We start from the raw sequence: 12,752 nt of genomic DNA on the forward strand, positions 1-12,752 counted from the left end.
GACGCGAAGAAGAGGCGCTGGTTTGTGCAAATTGCCGCGCTGGATGGAATTTATGCCCGTGTGTTTGAGTCATTGAAATGGCAGGGAACAAGGCCTCCCACCCATCACCGCTGATTTCAGCCCAGGACAGCCCATGATCTTCCTTATTTTCCTCATCGCCTGCGGCGCCGCCGCCAGTACCGGCATCATTTTCAAGCCCGGCCAGTGGTACGAAACCCTGGTCAAGCCCGGCTTCACTCCACCCAATTGGCTGTTTCCGGTGGCCTGGACCGTCATCTACCTGCTGCTCGCCTGGGCGGGTTATCGCCTGACGATGATTCCCGGCAGCCAATTGGCCCTGGGCCTGTGGGCGGCGCAGATTGCGCTGAACACGCTGTGGACGCCGGTGTTTTTCGGCGCGCATAACATCGTGGCCGGGATGGTGGTGATTGTGCTGTTGTGGCTGGTGGTGGCGGCGTTGGTGGTGATGGCGTTGCGGTTGGACTTGATCACCGGCTTGATCCTGTTCCCTTACCTGGCGTGGCTGAGCGTAGCGGCGGCGTTGAATTTCTCGATTCTGCGTAATAACAGCTGATGGCTCATAAACGCTGGCCCGCGAGCGAGGCTGAATTAGTCCAGATGCGCCAGTTCAATAAAAAGCTGGCCTGGTTGCCGCGTTTTAAAATCCGCAATCGCGTCACGCCGCGTTTGATCCAGGCGTTGCTGCGGGTCAGTCAAAAGGTCAAGAAAGCGCCTGCGGCTGAAACCCGCCGAGTGGCCGGTGTGCCCGTGCGTATCCTGCGGCCCGAGGGGAAAACCAAAGGCGTGGTGCTGGATATCCACGGCGGCGGCTGGGTGATCGGCAATGCACAGATGGATGACGACCTCAACCTGGGCATGGTGCAGGCGTGTGGTGTGGCGGTGGTGTCGGTGGATTACCGGCTGGCGGTGGACACGCCGGTTGAGGGGCTGATGGAGGACTGCCTGAATGCCGCGCGCTGGCTGCTCAGCAGTGATGAGTTTGCCGACTTGCCGGTGTTCGTCGTGGGTGAGTCTGCCGGTGGGCATTTGGCGGCGGCAACCTTGCTGGCGCTTAAGCAATGGCCGGACCTGCTCAAACGTGTAAACGGCGCGGTGCTGTACTACGGCGTATACGACTTGACCGGCACACCGAGCGTGCGCACGGCGGGGCCCGAGACGTTGTTGTTGGACGGACCGGGCATGGTCGACGCGCTGCGCATGCTCACGCCGGGCTTGAGTGATGAGCAACGTCGGCAGCCGCCGTTGTCACCGTTGTTTGGCGACCTGAGCGGCTTGCCGCCGGCGTTGATGTTTGTGGGCGAACTTGACCCGTTGCTGGACGACACGCTGCAGATGGCCGAGCGCTGGGGCATGGCCGCGCAGGTTGAGGCGCACCTGTTGCCGGAGTCGGCCCATGGGTTTATTCATTTTCCGGTGGCGATGGCGGATGGCGTACTTGCTTACAGCCGGCGGTGGATATCGGCGAGAATCCAGTCGGTACTCGCTTGTAGTGGTTAGCCATTCACCTCCACCCCGCGTAACCTCTGACACCCTGATTTCCAGATTCCCGCAAGGACGCACACGTGACCATTTCCCATGCAGTTGTAGGGCTATCGGCATTTTTGCTGGTGGCAGGTGTTCAAGCCGCCGAATACAACTTCTCGTTTGATGTGCCCTACGGGCAGTACGAGCGGCAATTCAAAATGAAGACCCCAGGTGACGGCACGTTGAGCTGCACGGTGTTCATCGAAAAAGAGTACCGAGGCGAGAAGTGGGTGCCGGCAGTGATTCTGGCGGCTGCCGAAGACGATGCCGAGGACGACACGCTGTTTCTGTCCAGTTCGACCGAGCCCAACGGCGGGCCGCGCACGTTCCACCTGCGCACGTTCAACCAGGCGAAGCCGGTCCTCGACAAGACGCTGTGGGAGGCCCCGGATGAGAAGGGCGTGTATAAGATGGCCGTGTCGTGGTACGCCAATGGCGCCATCGGTTATCAGTACGGCATCTACGCGAGTTGGCAAGAGAAGCAGTTCGTCGAGAAGCCAGGTTTTTCCACGCGGCATGTCAGCGTCCATGCGTCGGGCGTGAAGGGCTCTGCTTTGTGCTACGTGCATACCAAGTGACACTGAGCGATCGAGATTGTATGGCACAAAGCCCGACCATTCGGACGGTGACGGCCGCCGACCTCCCGCAAGTGCTGGCCTTTGTTCTGCAGGCCCGTGCCGAGCTTTTCCCCAAGCTCAGCGCCACGGGCCTGCCGGATGACTTGGCGCGATTTGAGGCCGTTTACCTAAAGGGTGACGGCCAGTTTCTGCTGGCCTGTGTTGAAGGTCAAATCGTGGCTGCCGTCGGCTATCTGCCGTATGACGGGCGCTTCCCGCAGTTGAGTTACCAGGGCCGCAAGGTCGTCGAAGTGGTGCGCCTGTTCGTGCTGCCGGCGTTTCGCCGTTTTGGTTTGGCAGGGGAGTTGTATCGCGCATTGGAGATGAAGGCACAGGCGGATGGGGTGGAGGTGGTTTACCTGCACACCCATCCGTTTTTGCCGGGTGCAATTGATTTTTGGCGGCGGCAGGGGTTTGAGGTGATCGACGTCGAAGCCGACCCGGTGTGGCAGACCACGCATATGCAGCGGGCTCTATAGATCAAGGTGGGAGCTGGCTTGCCTGCGATAGCCATAGGTGTCTACACAACCGGTTAGAAGTCTGTCGCACGTAGGCTGTTGTGGCGAGCAGGCTTGCCCTGCGTTGGGCTGCGAAGCGGCCCCAAACCCAGACGCTGAGTACTTTCAGGAAAATTGCAGTGCCTTTACTGGGGCTGCTTCGCAGCCCAACGCAGGACAAGCCTGCTCGCCACAGGAGAAATGGGATGCCTCTAAAAGTTGTGTAGATACCTATGCTGCGATAGCGGTGTGTCAGCCCCAGCTATGGCACTGATCCGCCGGCATCGCAGGCAAGCCAGCTCCCACCTTTGCGCGGTGTGCAGTCCATTAAATGGGGCGTAACCGCAGGATTTGCGCGCCGTCGAACGGGTCCGTGAGGTAATGCGCCTGCACCCCGAATGTTTCCTGTAGCCGCTGCGGCGTCAGCACCTCCAACGGCGTGCCCAATGCCACCAGGCAGCCGCGATCCAGTATCGCCAAACGATCACAGGTCAGCGCCTGGTTCAGGTCATGCGTGGCAGACGACACATATGCAGCGGGCTCTATAGATCAAGGTGGGAGCTGGCTTGCCTGCGATAGCCATAGGTGTCTACACAACGGTTAGAAGTCTGTCGCAAGTGGACTGTTGTGGCGAGCAGGCTTGCCCTGCGTTGGGCTGCGAAGCGGCCCCAAACCCAGACGCTGAGTACTTTCAGGAAAATTGCAGTGCCTTTACTGGGGCTGCTTCGCAGCCCAACGCAGGACAAGCCTGCTCGCCACAGGAGAAATGGGATGCCTTTAAAAGTTGTGTAGATACCTATGCTGCGATAGCGGTGTGTCAGCCCCAGCGATGGCACTGATCCGTCGCCATCGCAGGCAAGCCAGCTCCCACCTTTGCGCGGTGTGCAGTCCATTAAATGGGGCGTAACCGCAGGATTTGCGCGCCGTCGAACGGGTCCGTCAGGTAATGCGCCTGCACCCCGAATGTTTCCTGTAGCCGCTGCGGCGTCAGCACCTCCAGCGGTGTGCCCAATGCCACCAGGCAGCCTTGATCCAGTATCGCCAAACGATCACAGGTCAGCGCCTGGTTCAGGTCATGCAGCGCAATCAGCGTGGTCACCGGCAGCGCCTGCACACCTTTCAAAATCGCCAGTTGATGTTGGATATCCAGGTGATTGGTCGGCTCATCCAGCAACAAGATCTGCGGTCGTTGCGCCAATGCGCGGGCGATGTGCACGCGTTGGCGCTCGCCGCCAGAGAGGCTGCGCCAGGCGCGTTGGCTCAGGTGGGTGGCATCGACGTCGTGCAGCGCCTGGCGCACGATGGCATCGTCTTCGGCAGACCACGGGCTCAGCGCCGACAGCCAGGGCGTGCGGCCCAGCGCCACGGCATCGAACACGCGGATGGCATCGTCGGTATCAGCCTGCTGCTCCACCACCGCCAGGTGTTGCGCAACAAGGCGGCGGGGCAGTTTGGTCAGGCGCTGGCCGCCCAGTAATACCTCGCCGGACGCAGGCACACGCAAACCGGCGAGCAATTTGAGCAGGGTGGATTTGCCCGAGCCGTTCGGCCCGACAATGCCCAAGGTTTCACCTGGCTGAACTTCAAGATCAATGTCGCGCAGCAAATGCGCTTCACGCACCTTGAAGCCCAGGCCGGTGCAACTGAGTACCGTCATCGCGCATTCCTCCGGCCAATCAGGATCAATGCAAATACTGGCGCGCCGACCAAGGCAGTGACCACACCGACAGGAATCACCTGGCCTTTGATCAAGGTGCGCGACAGCACATCAGCAGCGATCAAGAACAACGCGCCGCCCAGCGCACTGGCGGGCAGCAACCGCGAATGCCCGGTGCCCAGCAGCAGGCGCACGGCGTGGGGAATCACCAGCCCGACAAAACCGATGGAGCCGACAATCGACACCATCACCGCCGTCACCAGCGCCGCGCAACCGACAAGCACAAATTGCACACGGCGCACCGGAATACCCAACGAAGCCGCGGAGTCGGCGCCAAAGGTAAACGCATCCAGCGCACGCCGATGCCACAAGCACACCGCCAGGCCTGCGACCGCTACCGGCACCGCCAGCCACACCGACGGCCAGCGCACGCCGCTGAGGTTGCCCAGCAGCCAGAACATGATGCCGCGCGCCTGTTCGGAACTGGCGGACTTGGTGATCAGGAACGCGGTGAGGGCATTGAACAGCTGCGAACCGGCGATGCCGGCGAGGATGATCTGGCCGGTGCCGCTGACTGAGCCGCTGGCCCGTGCCAGCAATATCACCAACGCAAACGCCGCCATCGCGCCGACAAACGCGCCCGCCGACAGCGAAATCAGCCCGCCGCCCACGCCCATCAATGCCACCAACACTGCACCGGTCGAGGCGCCCGCGCTGATGCCCAGCAGGTACGGATCGGCCAATGGGTTGCGCAGCAGCGACTGCAAGATCACCCCGCAGGTGGCCAGCCCGGCGCCACACGCGGCGGCAACCAGCGCCCGTGTCAGGCGGTAGTTCCACACCACGCCTTCATCGATCGGGTCGAGCACGTAACCGGCCGCCCAGAGTTTGTTGACCAGCACCTGCAAGACCACTTGCGGGTCGATGGCGGTTTCGCCGATGGCGGTGCCGGCGAGCACGGCCATCAGCAACACGGCGAGGGCGAGTAGGGTGCGCATCATTTCGACAGGTCGTAGCCGTCGATGGCACCGGCCAGTTGTTCCAGGCCATCGAACATGCGCAGGCTTGCCTGCAACGCCAGGGCATCAATAATGAGGATGCGGTTGTTTTTCACCGCGTCCATGTTGCGGGTCACCGGGTCGCTGCGCAGGAAGGCGAGTTTCTTTTCATGGTCGTCGGCCGGGTAGCGACGGCGGTCCATGCGCGCGATCACCAGGAAGGTCGGGTTGGCCTTGGCGATGGTCTCCCAACCGACGGCGGGCCATTCTTCGTCGGACTGCACCACGTTGTGCAGGCCGAGGGTTTGCAGCATGAATTCGGGAATGCCCTTGTGGCCAGCTACATACGGGTCGGCGGCCATTTCGCTGCTGGAAAACCACACCAATGCACTGGCGTGCTTGAGGCCCTTACCCTGGGCGGTGGCGACCGACTTGGCCAGGCGGGCCTTGAGTTCGTCATTCAACTGTTGGCCACGCGCTTGCACGTCGAAAATCTCAGCCAACTGGCTGATGCTTTTATAGATCGTGTCGATGCGAAACGGCTCCAGCCGCGTGCCATCGGCGCCCACCAGGTTGTCCTTGCCTTCGCAGTCGGAGGGCAGCACGTAGGTGGGAATCTTCAGTTCGTGGAATTGCTCGCGGGTACCGACCACGCCTTGCGGGCCGACCACCCATTCCAGCTCGGCGGCCACCAGTTGTGGGCGTTTGGCGATCACAGCTTCGAAGCTCGGCTCGTTGTCGGCCAGGCGCTCGATCTTGTCGTTTTGCGCTTTGAACTGCGGTAATACGCTGTTGAACCACAGCGAAGTGCCGACCACTTTGTCCGCTACGCCCAGAGCGTAAAGCATCTCGGTGGCGGCCTGGCCGATGGTCACGCTGCGTGCCGGGGCTTGTTGGAAGGTGACGCTGCTGCCGCAGTTTTCCACCGTGAGCGGGTAGTGAGTCGGCGTGGCGTGGGCCAGGGCACAAAAGCCCAGGCCGGTGATCAGGGCGCAAACGCGTAGCAGCATGGGGCAATCTCCGAGTGAACCGTACGGGAAACAGGGCAGGTACGGCTCGGAAACACACCTTTGAACGCTGCAGGTTTGCAGGGCGCGGATGTCCTTCCCGGACACCCCGCCGGTGAGTGATAACGCTGGGCCGGCAGGTCTCCTGACTGATGCGTCGTCGCCTCGCTCCGGCCTTCCCGGACGTGGTCCAGTGGCAATGGGGAGCAGGCTCGGCACCTACAGTTGCGGGGGCAGTTTCGATTGGCGCGATGGGCCGCGCTTCGAATTCCCTATTAGTCCCGTTTGGGAACCGGCGCGGTATGGTAGTCCATCTTGGGCGCTGGGTGGAGGTACAATCCGGGCTCGTCCATCACCACCCCAAGGAAGGCCATGTTGATACGTCTGGGAATAGTGCCACTGCTGTGTTGCATGAGCGCACACGCCGCTGACCCTGCGCTCGCCCGCTACACCGACGCGATCGGCGACAGGGCCCACGCCATCGCCCAGTTGGATGACGCCACCATTCTTGCCGAGGAAGCCAAACTGGCGCCCATCGCCAGTGACCTGTTACTCAAGGTCGCGCCGCTGATCCGCAAGGGCGGCACCGGCACTGCGGTGCAGGGGTTTTTACTCGACCAGTACGCGCAGCACGGCTGGTTGCCGATGATGTTCGGCTTTCGCGGTTACCCGGCAGCGGTGGCGGTGTCGGTGAATAATCAGGTGAGCGCCGCGCCGCCCACCGACGTGCCGTTCCCGGACGCGGCGCTGGTAAAAGTTGAGTTGATCGCGGCATCGGCCCAGGCCCATGTTGCTCAGGTCTGGACGTTCGCTACACCCAATGCCACCCCGGCGCAGCGCCAATTGCTGGACACTGCGCGCCGTGCGCTGGCCAATGGGGTCGCTCACGTTCAGGGTGGCCAGCGGCTGGCCAATGTTGGGACTGCGATACAACAGGAGCTGGACGCGGGCCAGGCCGTTGCGGTGCGTGAGTTTGCGGGCTACGCCATGGGCCAGGCGCGCATACAAAAGCCGCAGGTGCTCGGTTACAAGGTCGAGGGTGACAGCCCCTTGATGCAACCGGGGCAGGTGCTGAACGTGTACGTGATCGCCAAGGCGGGCAAAGTGGGTGTGAGGTACCAGCCGCCAGATTTCTGGAGCCTGCTTTCCTCAGACGGTGCCGACGGCGTGATGCTGTCGGCGATGGTCGAGGTGACGGCAGAGGGGCACCGGCTGCTTAGTCGGATGCTGGATTGATGCGCTGTACCGCCCTGCGAATGTTCGGGCTATGGGCTGACACGCAGTGATGGCTCAATGATATTATTTGCTGCACCCATTCGATTCGCTTTTGTTCATGGAGAACTTATGCTTTTTCGCAACGTCCTCGCCTTGACCCAGTTGTGCACCGTGTTACTGCTCGGTGGTTGCGCCCAGTCAGTGTCGTCACCCCTACCAGCTGCGCCTGTGCCGCTTGAACCGTTAGGGCAGGTTTTGCCCTCGAACCCTTCACGGGTGGGCTGGATCGACCAGATCATCGCTCAAGACCCTGTCGTGATTTCGTCGCACAAGCCCGTCCTCCAACCGACTTCGGACAACGACGCGCGCATTGCCAAATTGCGTAAACAAGACGCTGGTGTGCTGCCCGAGGGTTATTGGGCGCTCTACAAGCAGAACCTGGAAGCTATGCAGTACGACTTGAACCACCAGCATGACGCGGCCCGTGCCGACTACGTAAACACCTACCGCGATGAGTTGAGCCGCCTGAGCGACGTGACACTTCAAACCATGGCCACCGCGCCCCAGGCGCTGGATGCCCACACCCGCCGCCAGTTGAGCACACGCCTGAGTGACCGCAGCGCGGCCTATATCACGACCAGCAATCAGGCGTTCCGGGCGGCCACGGACGCCCACATCAACCGCATGGCCTTGATGGATCGCCAATACAATGTCTGCGCACTCCAGCCGGATTGCTGGGATGCGCCCGTCAAGCACTAGCCTCGATAGGTCATACACAGGAAGCAAGTGGGGAACGTGACGGTCGACTAATCGATAAGCACCGCAGATCAAAGGTGGGAGCTGGCTTGCCTGCGATGGCAGTGGGTCAGCCAAGGAGTTGTCACTGATGCACCGCTATCGCAGCATAGGTATCTACACAACTTTTTAAAGCAGCCTATTTCTCCTGTGGTGTCTGGGTTTGGGGCCGCTTCGCGGCCCAACGCAGGACAAGCCTGCTCGCCACAACAGCCCACTGGCCACTAACCGGTTGTGTAGATACCTATGGCTATCGCAGGCAAGCCAGCTCCCACAGTTGAAGGGTGTTGCCGGTTTTAATTGCGATCCAGCCACACGGTCTGTGCGTTGCAGAATTCACGCACACCAAAGTGAGACAATTCCCGCCCGAACCCACTCTTTTTCACGCCGCCAAACGCCACGCGTGGGTCTGACACGCTGAACGCGTTGACGAATACTGCGCCGGTTTCCAGCTGGTTGGTGATATCCCGTGCCTTCGCCGAGTCGGTGGTGAAGATACTGGCGGTCAAGCCGAACTCGCTGTCGTTGGCCAGGGCCACGGCGTGGTCAGCATCGCGGGCGGTGATGATCGAGGCCACGGGGCCGAACAGTTCCTGTTTGAACGAGGTCATCTGGTCGGTGACGTTGGCCAGCACGGTCGGCTCATAGTAGTTGCCGGCGCCGGGCACTTTATTGCCGCCCAGCAGCAGGGTCGCGCCTTCTTCCAGGGTGGCCTGGACTTGGCCGTGCAGTTCATCACGCAGGTCGAAACGGGCCATCGGGCCGACGTAAGTGTGGGTCGAGGTCGGGTCGCCCATTACCAGCGCGCGGCTGGCCTCAAGGAATTTGGCTGTGAAAGCTTCCACCACACCTGCTTCGATGATCAGGCGCTTGGCGGCGGCGCAGACCTGGCCGCTGTTCTGGAAGCGCCCGATCACGGCGGCCTGCACGGCGGCATCAAGGTCGGCGTCGTTAAGCACGATAAACGGGTCGGAGCCGCCCAATTCCAGCACGCATTTTTTCAGCGCTGCACCGGCTTGGGAGCCGATGGCGATACCGGCGCGCACGCTGCCAGTGAGGGTGACGGCGGCGATGCGTGGGTCGGCGATGGCCTTGGATACGCCGTCGTTGGTCACGTTGACCACTTCAAAAATACCTTCGGCAAAACCGGCTTTCTGGAACGCCTGCTGGATCAGGTAGGCGCTGCCCATCACATTCGGCGCGTGTTTGAGCACGTAGGTGTTACCGGCCAGCAAGGTCGGCACGGCGCCGCGCAGTACTTGCCACACCGGGAAGTTCCACGGCATGACGGCGAAGATCAGGCCCAGCGGACGATATTCGATCTGCGCGCTGCCGTTGTCCACCAGGGTCGGTTCCGGTGCGAGCATGGCTGGGCCTTGGGCGGCGTACCACTCGCTGAGCTGTGCACATTTTTCGATTTCGGCGCGGGCCTGGGCGATGGGTTTGCCCATTTCCAGGGTGATCATCTGGGCCATGTCTTCGGCTTGCTCGCGCAATGCACCGGCCAGGGCCAGCAGCAGTTCAGCGCGTTGGCTCACCGGCTGGCGGCGCCAGCTGCGGAAAGCGTCAGTGGCGCGGTCTAGGGCGGCGTCCAGTTGCGCCGCGGTTTCGTAGGGGTAGTTGGCGACCATTTCGCCATTGGCGGGGTTGATCGACAAAGCGTGGGTCTGGTGAGTAATAGCGTTCATGGCACCGTCCGACTGAATGAGTGGAATGGGGTCAGCCTACGGGGATGCATGTTTTCTGGAAACTGAATAATATTAAGTGATACGTTCTCGAATTGAGAATGGATGTTGGATTTTGGACGCGGAGCGTCCTTGGCGGCATTCCCACGCAGAGCGTGGGAACGCTCACATACGTTCACGATTGGAGAATGACTTGGATCTGGTGCAGCTGGAAATCTTCAAGGCCGTTGCCGAGCAAGGCAGCATCAGTGCCGCCGCGCAGTTGATTCATCGCGTGCCGTCGAACCTGACCACACGCATCAAGCAACTGGAGCAGGATTTGGGCGTGGAGTTGTTTATCCGTGAGAAAAGCCGCCTGCGCCTGTCGCCAGCCGGCTGGAATTTCCTCGGTTATGCGCGGCGCATTCTTGATTTGGTGCAGGAGGCCCGCGCAACCGTGGCCGGGGAGGAGCCTCAGGGCGCGTTTGCGCTTGGCTCGCTGGAGAGTACGGCGGCTGTACGCATTCCGGCGCTATTGGCGGCGTATAACCAGAAACACACCAAGGTCGAGCTGGACCTGAGCACCGGGCCGTCGGGCACGATGATCGAGGGTGTGCTGTCGGGGCGCCTGGCGGCGGCGTTTGTCGATGGGCCGGTGCTGCATGCGACGCTGGAGGGCGTGGCGGTGTTTGAGGAGGAGATGGTGGTGATTGCGCCGCTGCACCATGCGCCGATCACGCGGGGCCAGGATGTGGCGGGGGAGAGCATCTACACCTTTCGCTCGAACTGCTCGTATCGCCATCACTTCGAACGCTGGTTTTCACAGGATGGCGCGGTGCCGGGCAAGATTTTCGAAATGGAGTCGTACCACGGCATGCTCGCCTGCGTCAGCGCCGGGGCCGGCCTGGCGCTGATGCCGCGCAGCATGCTGGAGAGCATGCCGGGGTTTACGGCGGTGAGTGTGTGGCCGTTGACCGACGCGTTTCGCCTCCTCAATACCTGGCTGATCTGGCGCCGGGGTACGGTGTCGCAGAGTTTGAACAGCTTTGTGAAATTGCTGGAGGAACGCGGTCTGCAGGCGAAGTAGAACCAGTGTGGGAGCTGGCAAGCCAGCTCCCACATTGTGATCGTGTTTTTAACCGCCAAATTGCAGGGTGCCCATGGCCAGCTTGGCCATCAGTGCCGTGGCGCCCAACTGCACCAGCCACAAGGCCAACCCACCCAGAAACACACCCAGCGCCACTTGCAGCACCAGACTTTTCTGGCGCTTGGCTTGTGGGGCACGGGGTGTGTAGTCGTGCAGTTCGTCGCGGTCGGCACGCAGGTCCAGGTCGTCGTTTCTCATAAGGCTCTCACAGCTAAGGGGCAGTCGGTCTTCAGTCTAGTGGCTTGGCCAACAAAAAGGGGGAAGCCATTGGCTTCCCCCTTCGTATGACGCTGGCAGGTTTATAGAACCTGAACAATCGCTTTAGTGACCGCACCAATGTTCGACTGGTTCAGCGCGGCCACGCAGATGCGGCCGGTGTCGAGCGCGTAGATACCAAACTCGGTGCGCAGGCGGGTGACTTGCTCAACGGTCAGGCCGGAGTAGGAGAACATCCCACGCTGGCGGCCGACGAAGCTGAAGTCGTGGCCCGGTGCAGCCTTGGCCAGTTCGGCGACCATCTGCTCGCGCATGCCGCGGATGCGCAGGCGCATTTCGGCAAGTTCCGCTTCCCATTGGGCGCGCAGCTCAGGGTTGTTCAGCACTGCCGCCACGATCGCCGCGCCGTGGGTCGGCGGGTTGGAGTAGTTGGTGCGGATAACGCGTTTGACCTGGGACAGGATGCGCGCGCTTTCTTCCTTGGATTCGCTGACGATCGACAGCGCGCCCACGCGTTCGCCGTACAGCGAGAACGACTTGGAGAACGAGCTGGAGACAAAGAAGGTCAGGCCCGATTCAGCAAACAGGCGCACAGCAGCGGCGTCTTCGGGGATGCCGTCGCCAAAGCCCTGGTAGGCCATGTCGAGGAACGGCACCAGGTTCTTGGCCTTGATGACCTCCAGCACGTTTTGCCAGTCGGCCGGGCTCAGGTCAACGCCGGTCGGGTTGTGGCAGCAGGCGTGCAGCACCACGATGGACTGTGGCGGCAGGGCGTTGAGGTCTTCGAGCAGGCCGGCACGGTTGACGTCGTGGGTGGCGGCGTCGTAGTAGCGGTAGGTCTGCACCGGGAAGCCGGCTTTTTCGAACAGGGCCTGGTGGTTTTCCCAGCTCGGGTCGCTGATAGCGACGACGGCGTTGGGCAGCAGTTGCTTAAGGAAGTCCGCGCCGATTTTAAGCGCGCCGGTGCCGCCGACCGCTTGGGCGGTGATCACACGGCCGGCGCTCAGCAGTGGCGACTCAGCGCCGAACAGCAGCTTTTGCACGGCCTGGTCGTACGCCACGATACCGTCGATCGGCAGGTAGCCACGGGCGGCGTGTTGCGCCACGCGAATGGCTTCCGCTTCGGCAACGGCACGCAAGAGTGGAATCTTCCCCTCCTCGTTGCAGTAAACGCCCACGCCAAGGTTGACCTTGGTGGTTCGTGTGTCGGCGTTAAATGCTTCGTTGAGGCCCAGGATTGGATCGCGTGGTGCCATTTCGACAGCGGAGAACAGGCTCATTTTTGCGGCAGCTCTATGGGGGAATGGAGGGACGTGTCGCGCTCCAGCCGAATGCACTAGAGCGGTGCACAAACGGGGAGCTAGTATAGAGGCCATCCAGGCTCAGGGCGACAA

13 protein-coding genes, 1 pseudogene and 1 riboswitch are annotated in these 12,752 nt (G+C 61.7%); of the genes and pseudogenes, 7 read left to right on the forward strand and 7 right to left on the reverse strand.

Going from position 1 to position 12,752, the window contains the following annotated elements:
* The first annotated feature begins 133 nt into the window (after nucleotides 1-133).
* From tspO to ACQY47_RS24710, 4 genes are all read left to right on the forward strand, one after another.
* A complete protein-coding gene (gene tspO / locus ACQY47_RS24695; RefSeq protein ID WP_428552704.1) occupies nucleotides 134-574 on the forward strand; it encodes a tryptophan-rich sensory protein TspO in 441 nt (146 codons plus the stop codon).
* Complete coding sequence (locus ACQY47_RS24700; protein WP_428552707.1) at nucleotides 574-1,518, forward strand: alpha/beta hydrolase; 945 nt, start codon at nucleotides 574-576, stop codon at nucleotides 1,516-1,518. The genes tspO and ACQY47_RS24700 overlap by 1 nt, the downstream gene beginning before the upstream one ends.
* 65 nt (nucleotides 1,519-1,583) lie before the next feature.
* Entirely contained in the window at nucleotides 1,584-2,123 is a 540-nt protein-coding gene (locus tag ACQY47_RS24705; protein ID WP_176992079.1) for a hypothetical protein, read from the forward strand.
* Between the two features lie 20 nt (nucleotides 2,124-2,143).
* Nucleotides 2,144-2,641: a GNAT family N-acetyltransferase gene (locus tag ACQY47_RS24710; RefSeq protein ID WP_186617556.1), complete on the forward strand. Its 498-nt coding sequence runs from the start codon at nucleotides 2,144-2,146 to the stop codon at nucleotides 2,639-2,641.
* A 345-nt stretch (nucleotides 2,642-2,986) separates the two neighbouring features.
* Here ACQY47_RS24710 and ACQY47_RS24715 read toward each other — a convergent pair.
* The 4 genes and pseudogenes from ACQY47_RS24715 to ACQY47_RS24730 form a co-directional block, all read right to left on the reverse strand.
* Nucleotides 2,987-3,178 (reverse strand): annotated as a pseudogene (locus ACQY47_RS24715) (histidinol phosphatase); the annotation flags it as partial.
* Nucleotides 3,179-3,551: 373 nt separating this feature from the next.
* Nucleotides 3,552-4,316, reverse strand: coding sequence for an ABC transporter ATP-binding protein (locus ACQY47_RS24720; RefSeq protein WP_428552712.1), 765 nt, complete (start codon nucleotides 4,314-4,316; stop codon nucleotides 3,552-3,554).
* The gene (locus ACQY47_RS24725; protein ID WP_428552715.1) at nucleotides 4,313-5,317 is read right to left on the reverse strand and encodes a FecCD family ABC transporter permease; all 1,005 of its coding nucleotides are present in this window, start codon (nucleotides 5,315-5,317) and stop codon (nucleotides 4,313-4,315) included. The genes ACQY47_RS24720 and ACQY47_RS24725 overlap by 4 nt, the downstream gene beginning before the upstream one ends.
* Nucleotides 5,314-6,324, reverse strand: coding sequence for an ABC transporter substrate-binding protein (locus ACQY47_RS24730; RefSeq protein WP_428552718.1), 1,011 nt, complete (start codon nucleotides 6,322-6,324; stop codon nucleotides 5,314-5,316). Before ACQY47_RS24730 ends, ACQY47_RS24725 begins: the two co-directional genes overlap by 4 nt.
* Before the next feature lie 115 nt (nucleotides 6,325-6,439).
* Nucleotides 6,440-6,633: riboswitch (cobalamin riboswitch) on the reverse strand.
* A gap of 60 nt (nucleotides 6,634-6,693) precedes the next feature.
* On the opposite strand from ACQY47_RS24730, the gene ACQY47_RS24735 reads away from it, so the two are divergent.
* Nucleotides 6,694-7,557 carry a M24 family metallopeptidase gene (locus ACQY47_RS24735; protein ID WP_428552721.1) on the forward strand — a complete coding sequence of 288 codons (864 nt, stop codon included), beginning with the start codon at nucleotides 6,694-6,696 and terminating at the stop codon, nucleotides 7,555-7,557.
* A 108-nt stretch (nucleotides 7,558-7,665) separates the two neighbouring features.
* The gene (locus tag ACQY47_RS24740; RefSeq protein ID WP_428552724.1) at nucleotides 7,666-8,295 is read left to right on the forward strand and encodes a hypothetical protein; all 630 of its coding nucleotides are present in this window, start codon (nucleotides 7,666-7,668) and stop codon (nucleotides 8,293-8,295) included.
* A gap of 332 nt (nucleotides 8,296-8,627) precedes the next feature.
* Here the strand turns inward: ACQY47_RS24740 and ACQY47_RS24745 are convergent, their stop codons facing one another.
* Nucleotides 8,628-10,019 (reverse strand): aldehyde dehydrogenase family protein, encoded by a 1,392-nt coding sequence (locus ACQY47_RS24745; protein ID WP_428552727.1) that lies wholly within the window; start codon nucleotides 10,017-10,019, stop codon nucleotides 8,628-8,630.
* A gap of 190 nt (nucleotides 10,020-10,209) precedes the next feature.
* On the opposite strand from ACQY47_RS24745, the gene ptrR reads away from it, so the two are divergent.
* Nucleotides 10,210-11,082 carry a putrescine utilization regulator PtrR gene (gene ptrR / locus ACQY47_RS24750; RefSeq protein ID WP_395600803.1) on the forward strand — a complete coding sequence of 291 codons (873 nt, stop codon included), beginning with the start codon at nucleotides 10,210-10,212 and terminating at the stop codon, nucleotides 11,080-11,082.
* A 48-nt stretch (nucleotides 11,083-11,130) separates the two neighbouring features.
* Here ptrR and ACQY47_RS24755 read toward each other — a convergent pair whose 3' ends face one another.
* The gene (locus ACQY47_RS24755) at nucleotides 11,131-11,340 is read right to left on the reverse strand and encodes a hypothetical protein (RefSeq protein WP_049712317.1); all 210 of its coding nucleotides are present in this window, start codon (nucleotides 11,338-11,340) and stop codon (nucleotides 11,131-11,133) included.
* Nucleotides 11,341-11,441: 101 nt separating this feature from the next.
* Nucleotides 11,442-12,638 carry an amino acid aminotransferase gene (locus tag ACQY47_RS24760; protein WP_428552731.1) on the reverse strand — a complete coding sequence of 399 codons (1,197 nt, stop codon included), beginning with the start codon at nucleotides 12,636-12,638 and terminating at the stop codon, nucleotides 11,442-11,444.
* Between the last annotated feature and the right edge of the window lie 114 nt (nucleotides 12,639-12,752).

It is taken from the genome of Pseudomonas edaphica, from assembly GCF_965277385.1.
In the GTDB taxonomy this organism is placed as follows: Bacteria; Pseudomonadota; Gammaproteobacteria; order Pseudomonadales; family Pseudomonadaceae; genus Aquipseudomonas; species Aquipseudomonas edaphica.

Coding starts and splice junctions, on each gene's coding strand:
- ACQY47_RS24730 (WP_428552718.1), bottom strand. CDS start 6,324: ATGCTGCTACGCGTTTGCGCCCTGATCACCGGCCTGGGCTTTTGTGCC.
- ACQY47_RS24700 (WP_428552707.1), top strand. CDS start 574: ATGGCTCATAAACGCTGGCCCGCGAGCGAGGCTGAATTAGTCCAGATG.
- ACQY47_RS24755 (WP_049712317.1), bottom strand. CDS start 11,340: ATGAGAAACGACGACCTGGACCTGCGTGCCGACCGCGACGAACTGCAC.
- ACQY47_RS24720 (WP_428552712.1), bottom strand. CDS start 4,316: ATGACGGTACTCAGTTGCACCGGCCTGGGCTTCAAGGTGCGTGAAGCG.
- ACQY47_RS24745 (WP_428552727.1), bottom strand. CDS start 10,019: ATGAACGCTATTACTCACCAGACCCACGCTTTGTCGATCAACCCCGCC.
- ACQY47_RS24710 (WP_186617556.1), top strand. CDS start 2,144: ATGGCACAAAGCCCGACCATTCGGACGGTGACGGCCGCCGACCTCCCG.
- ACQY47_RS24740 (WP_428552724.1), top strand. CDS start 7,666: ATGCTTTTTCGCAACGTCCTCGCCTTGACCCAGTTGTGCACCGTGTTA.
- ACQY47_RS24760 (WP_428552731.1), bottom strand. CDS start 12,638: ATGAGCCTGTTCTCCGCTGTCGAAATGGCACCACGCGATCCAATCCTG.
- ACQY47_RS24735 (WP_428552721.1), top strand. CDS start 6,694: ATGTTGATACGTCTGGGAATAGTGCCACTGCTGTGTTGCATGAGCGCA.
- ACQY47_RS24725 (WP_428552715.1), bottom strand. CDS start 5,317: ATGATGCGCACCCTACTCGCCCTCGCCGTGTTGCTGATGGCCGTGCTC.
- tspO (WP_428552704.1), top strand. CDS start 134: ATGATCTTCCTTATTTTCCTCATCGCCTGCGGCGCCGCCGCCAGTACC.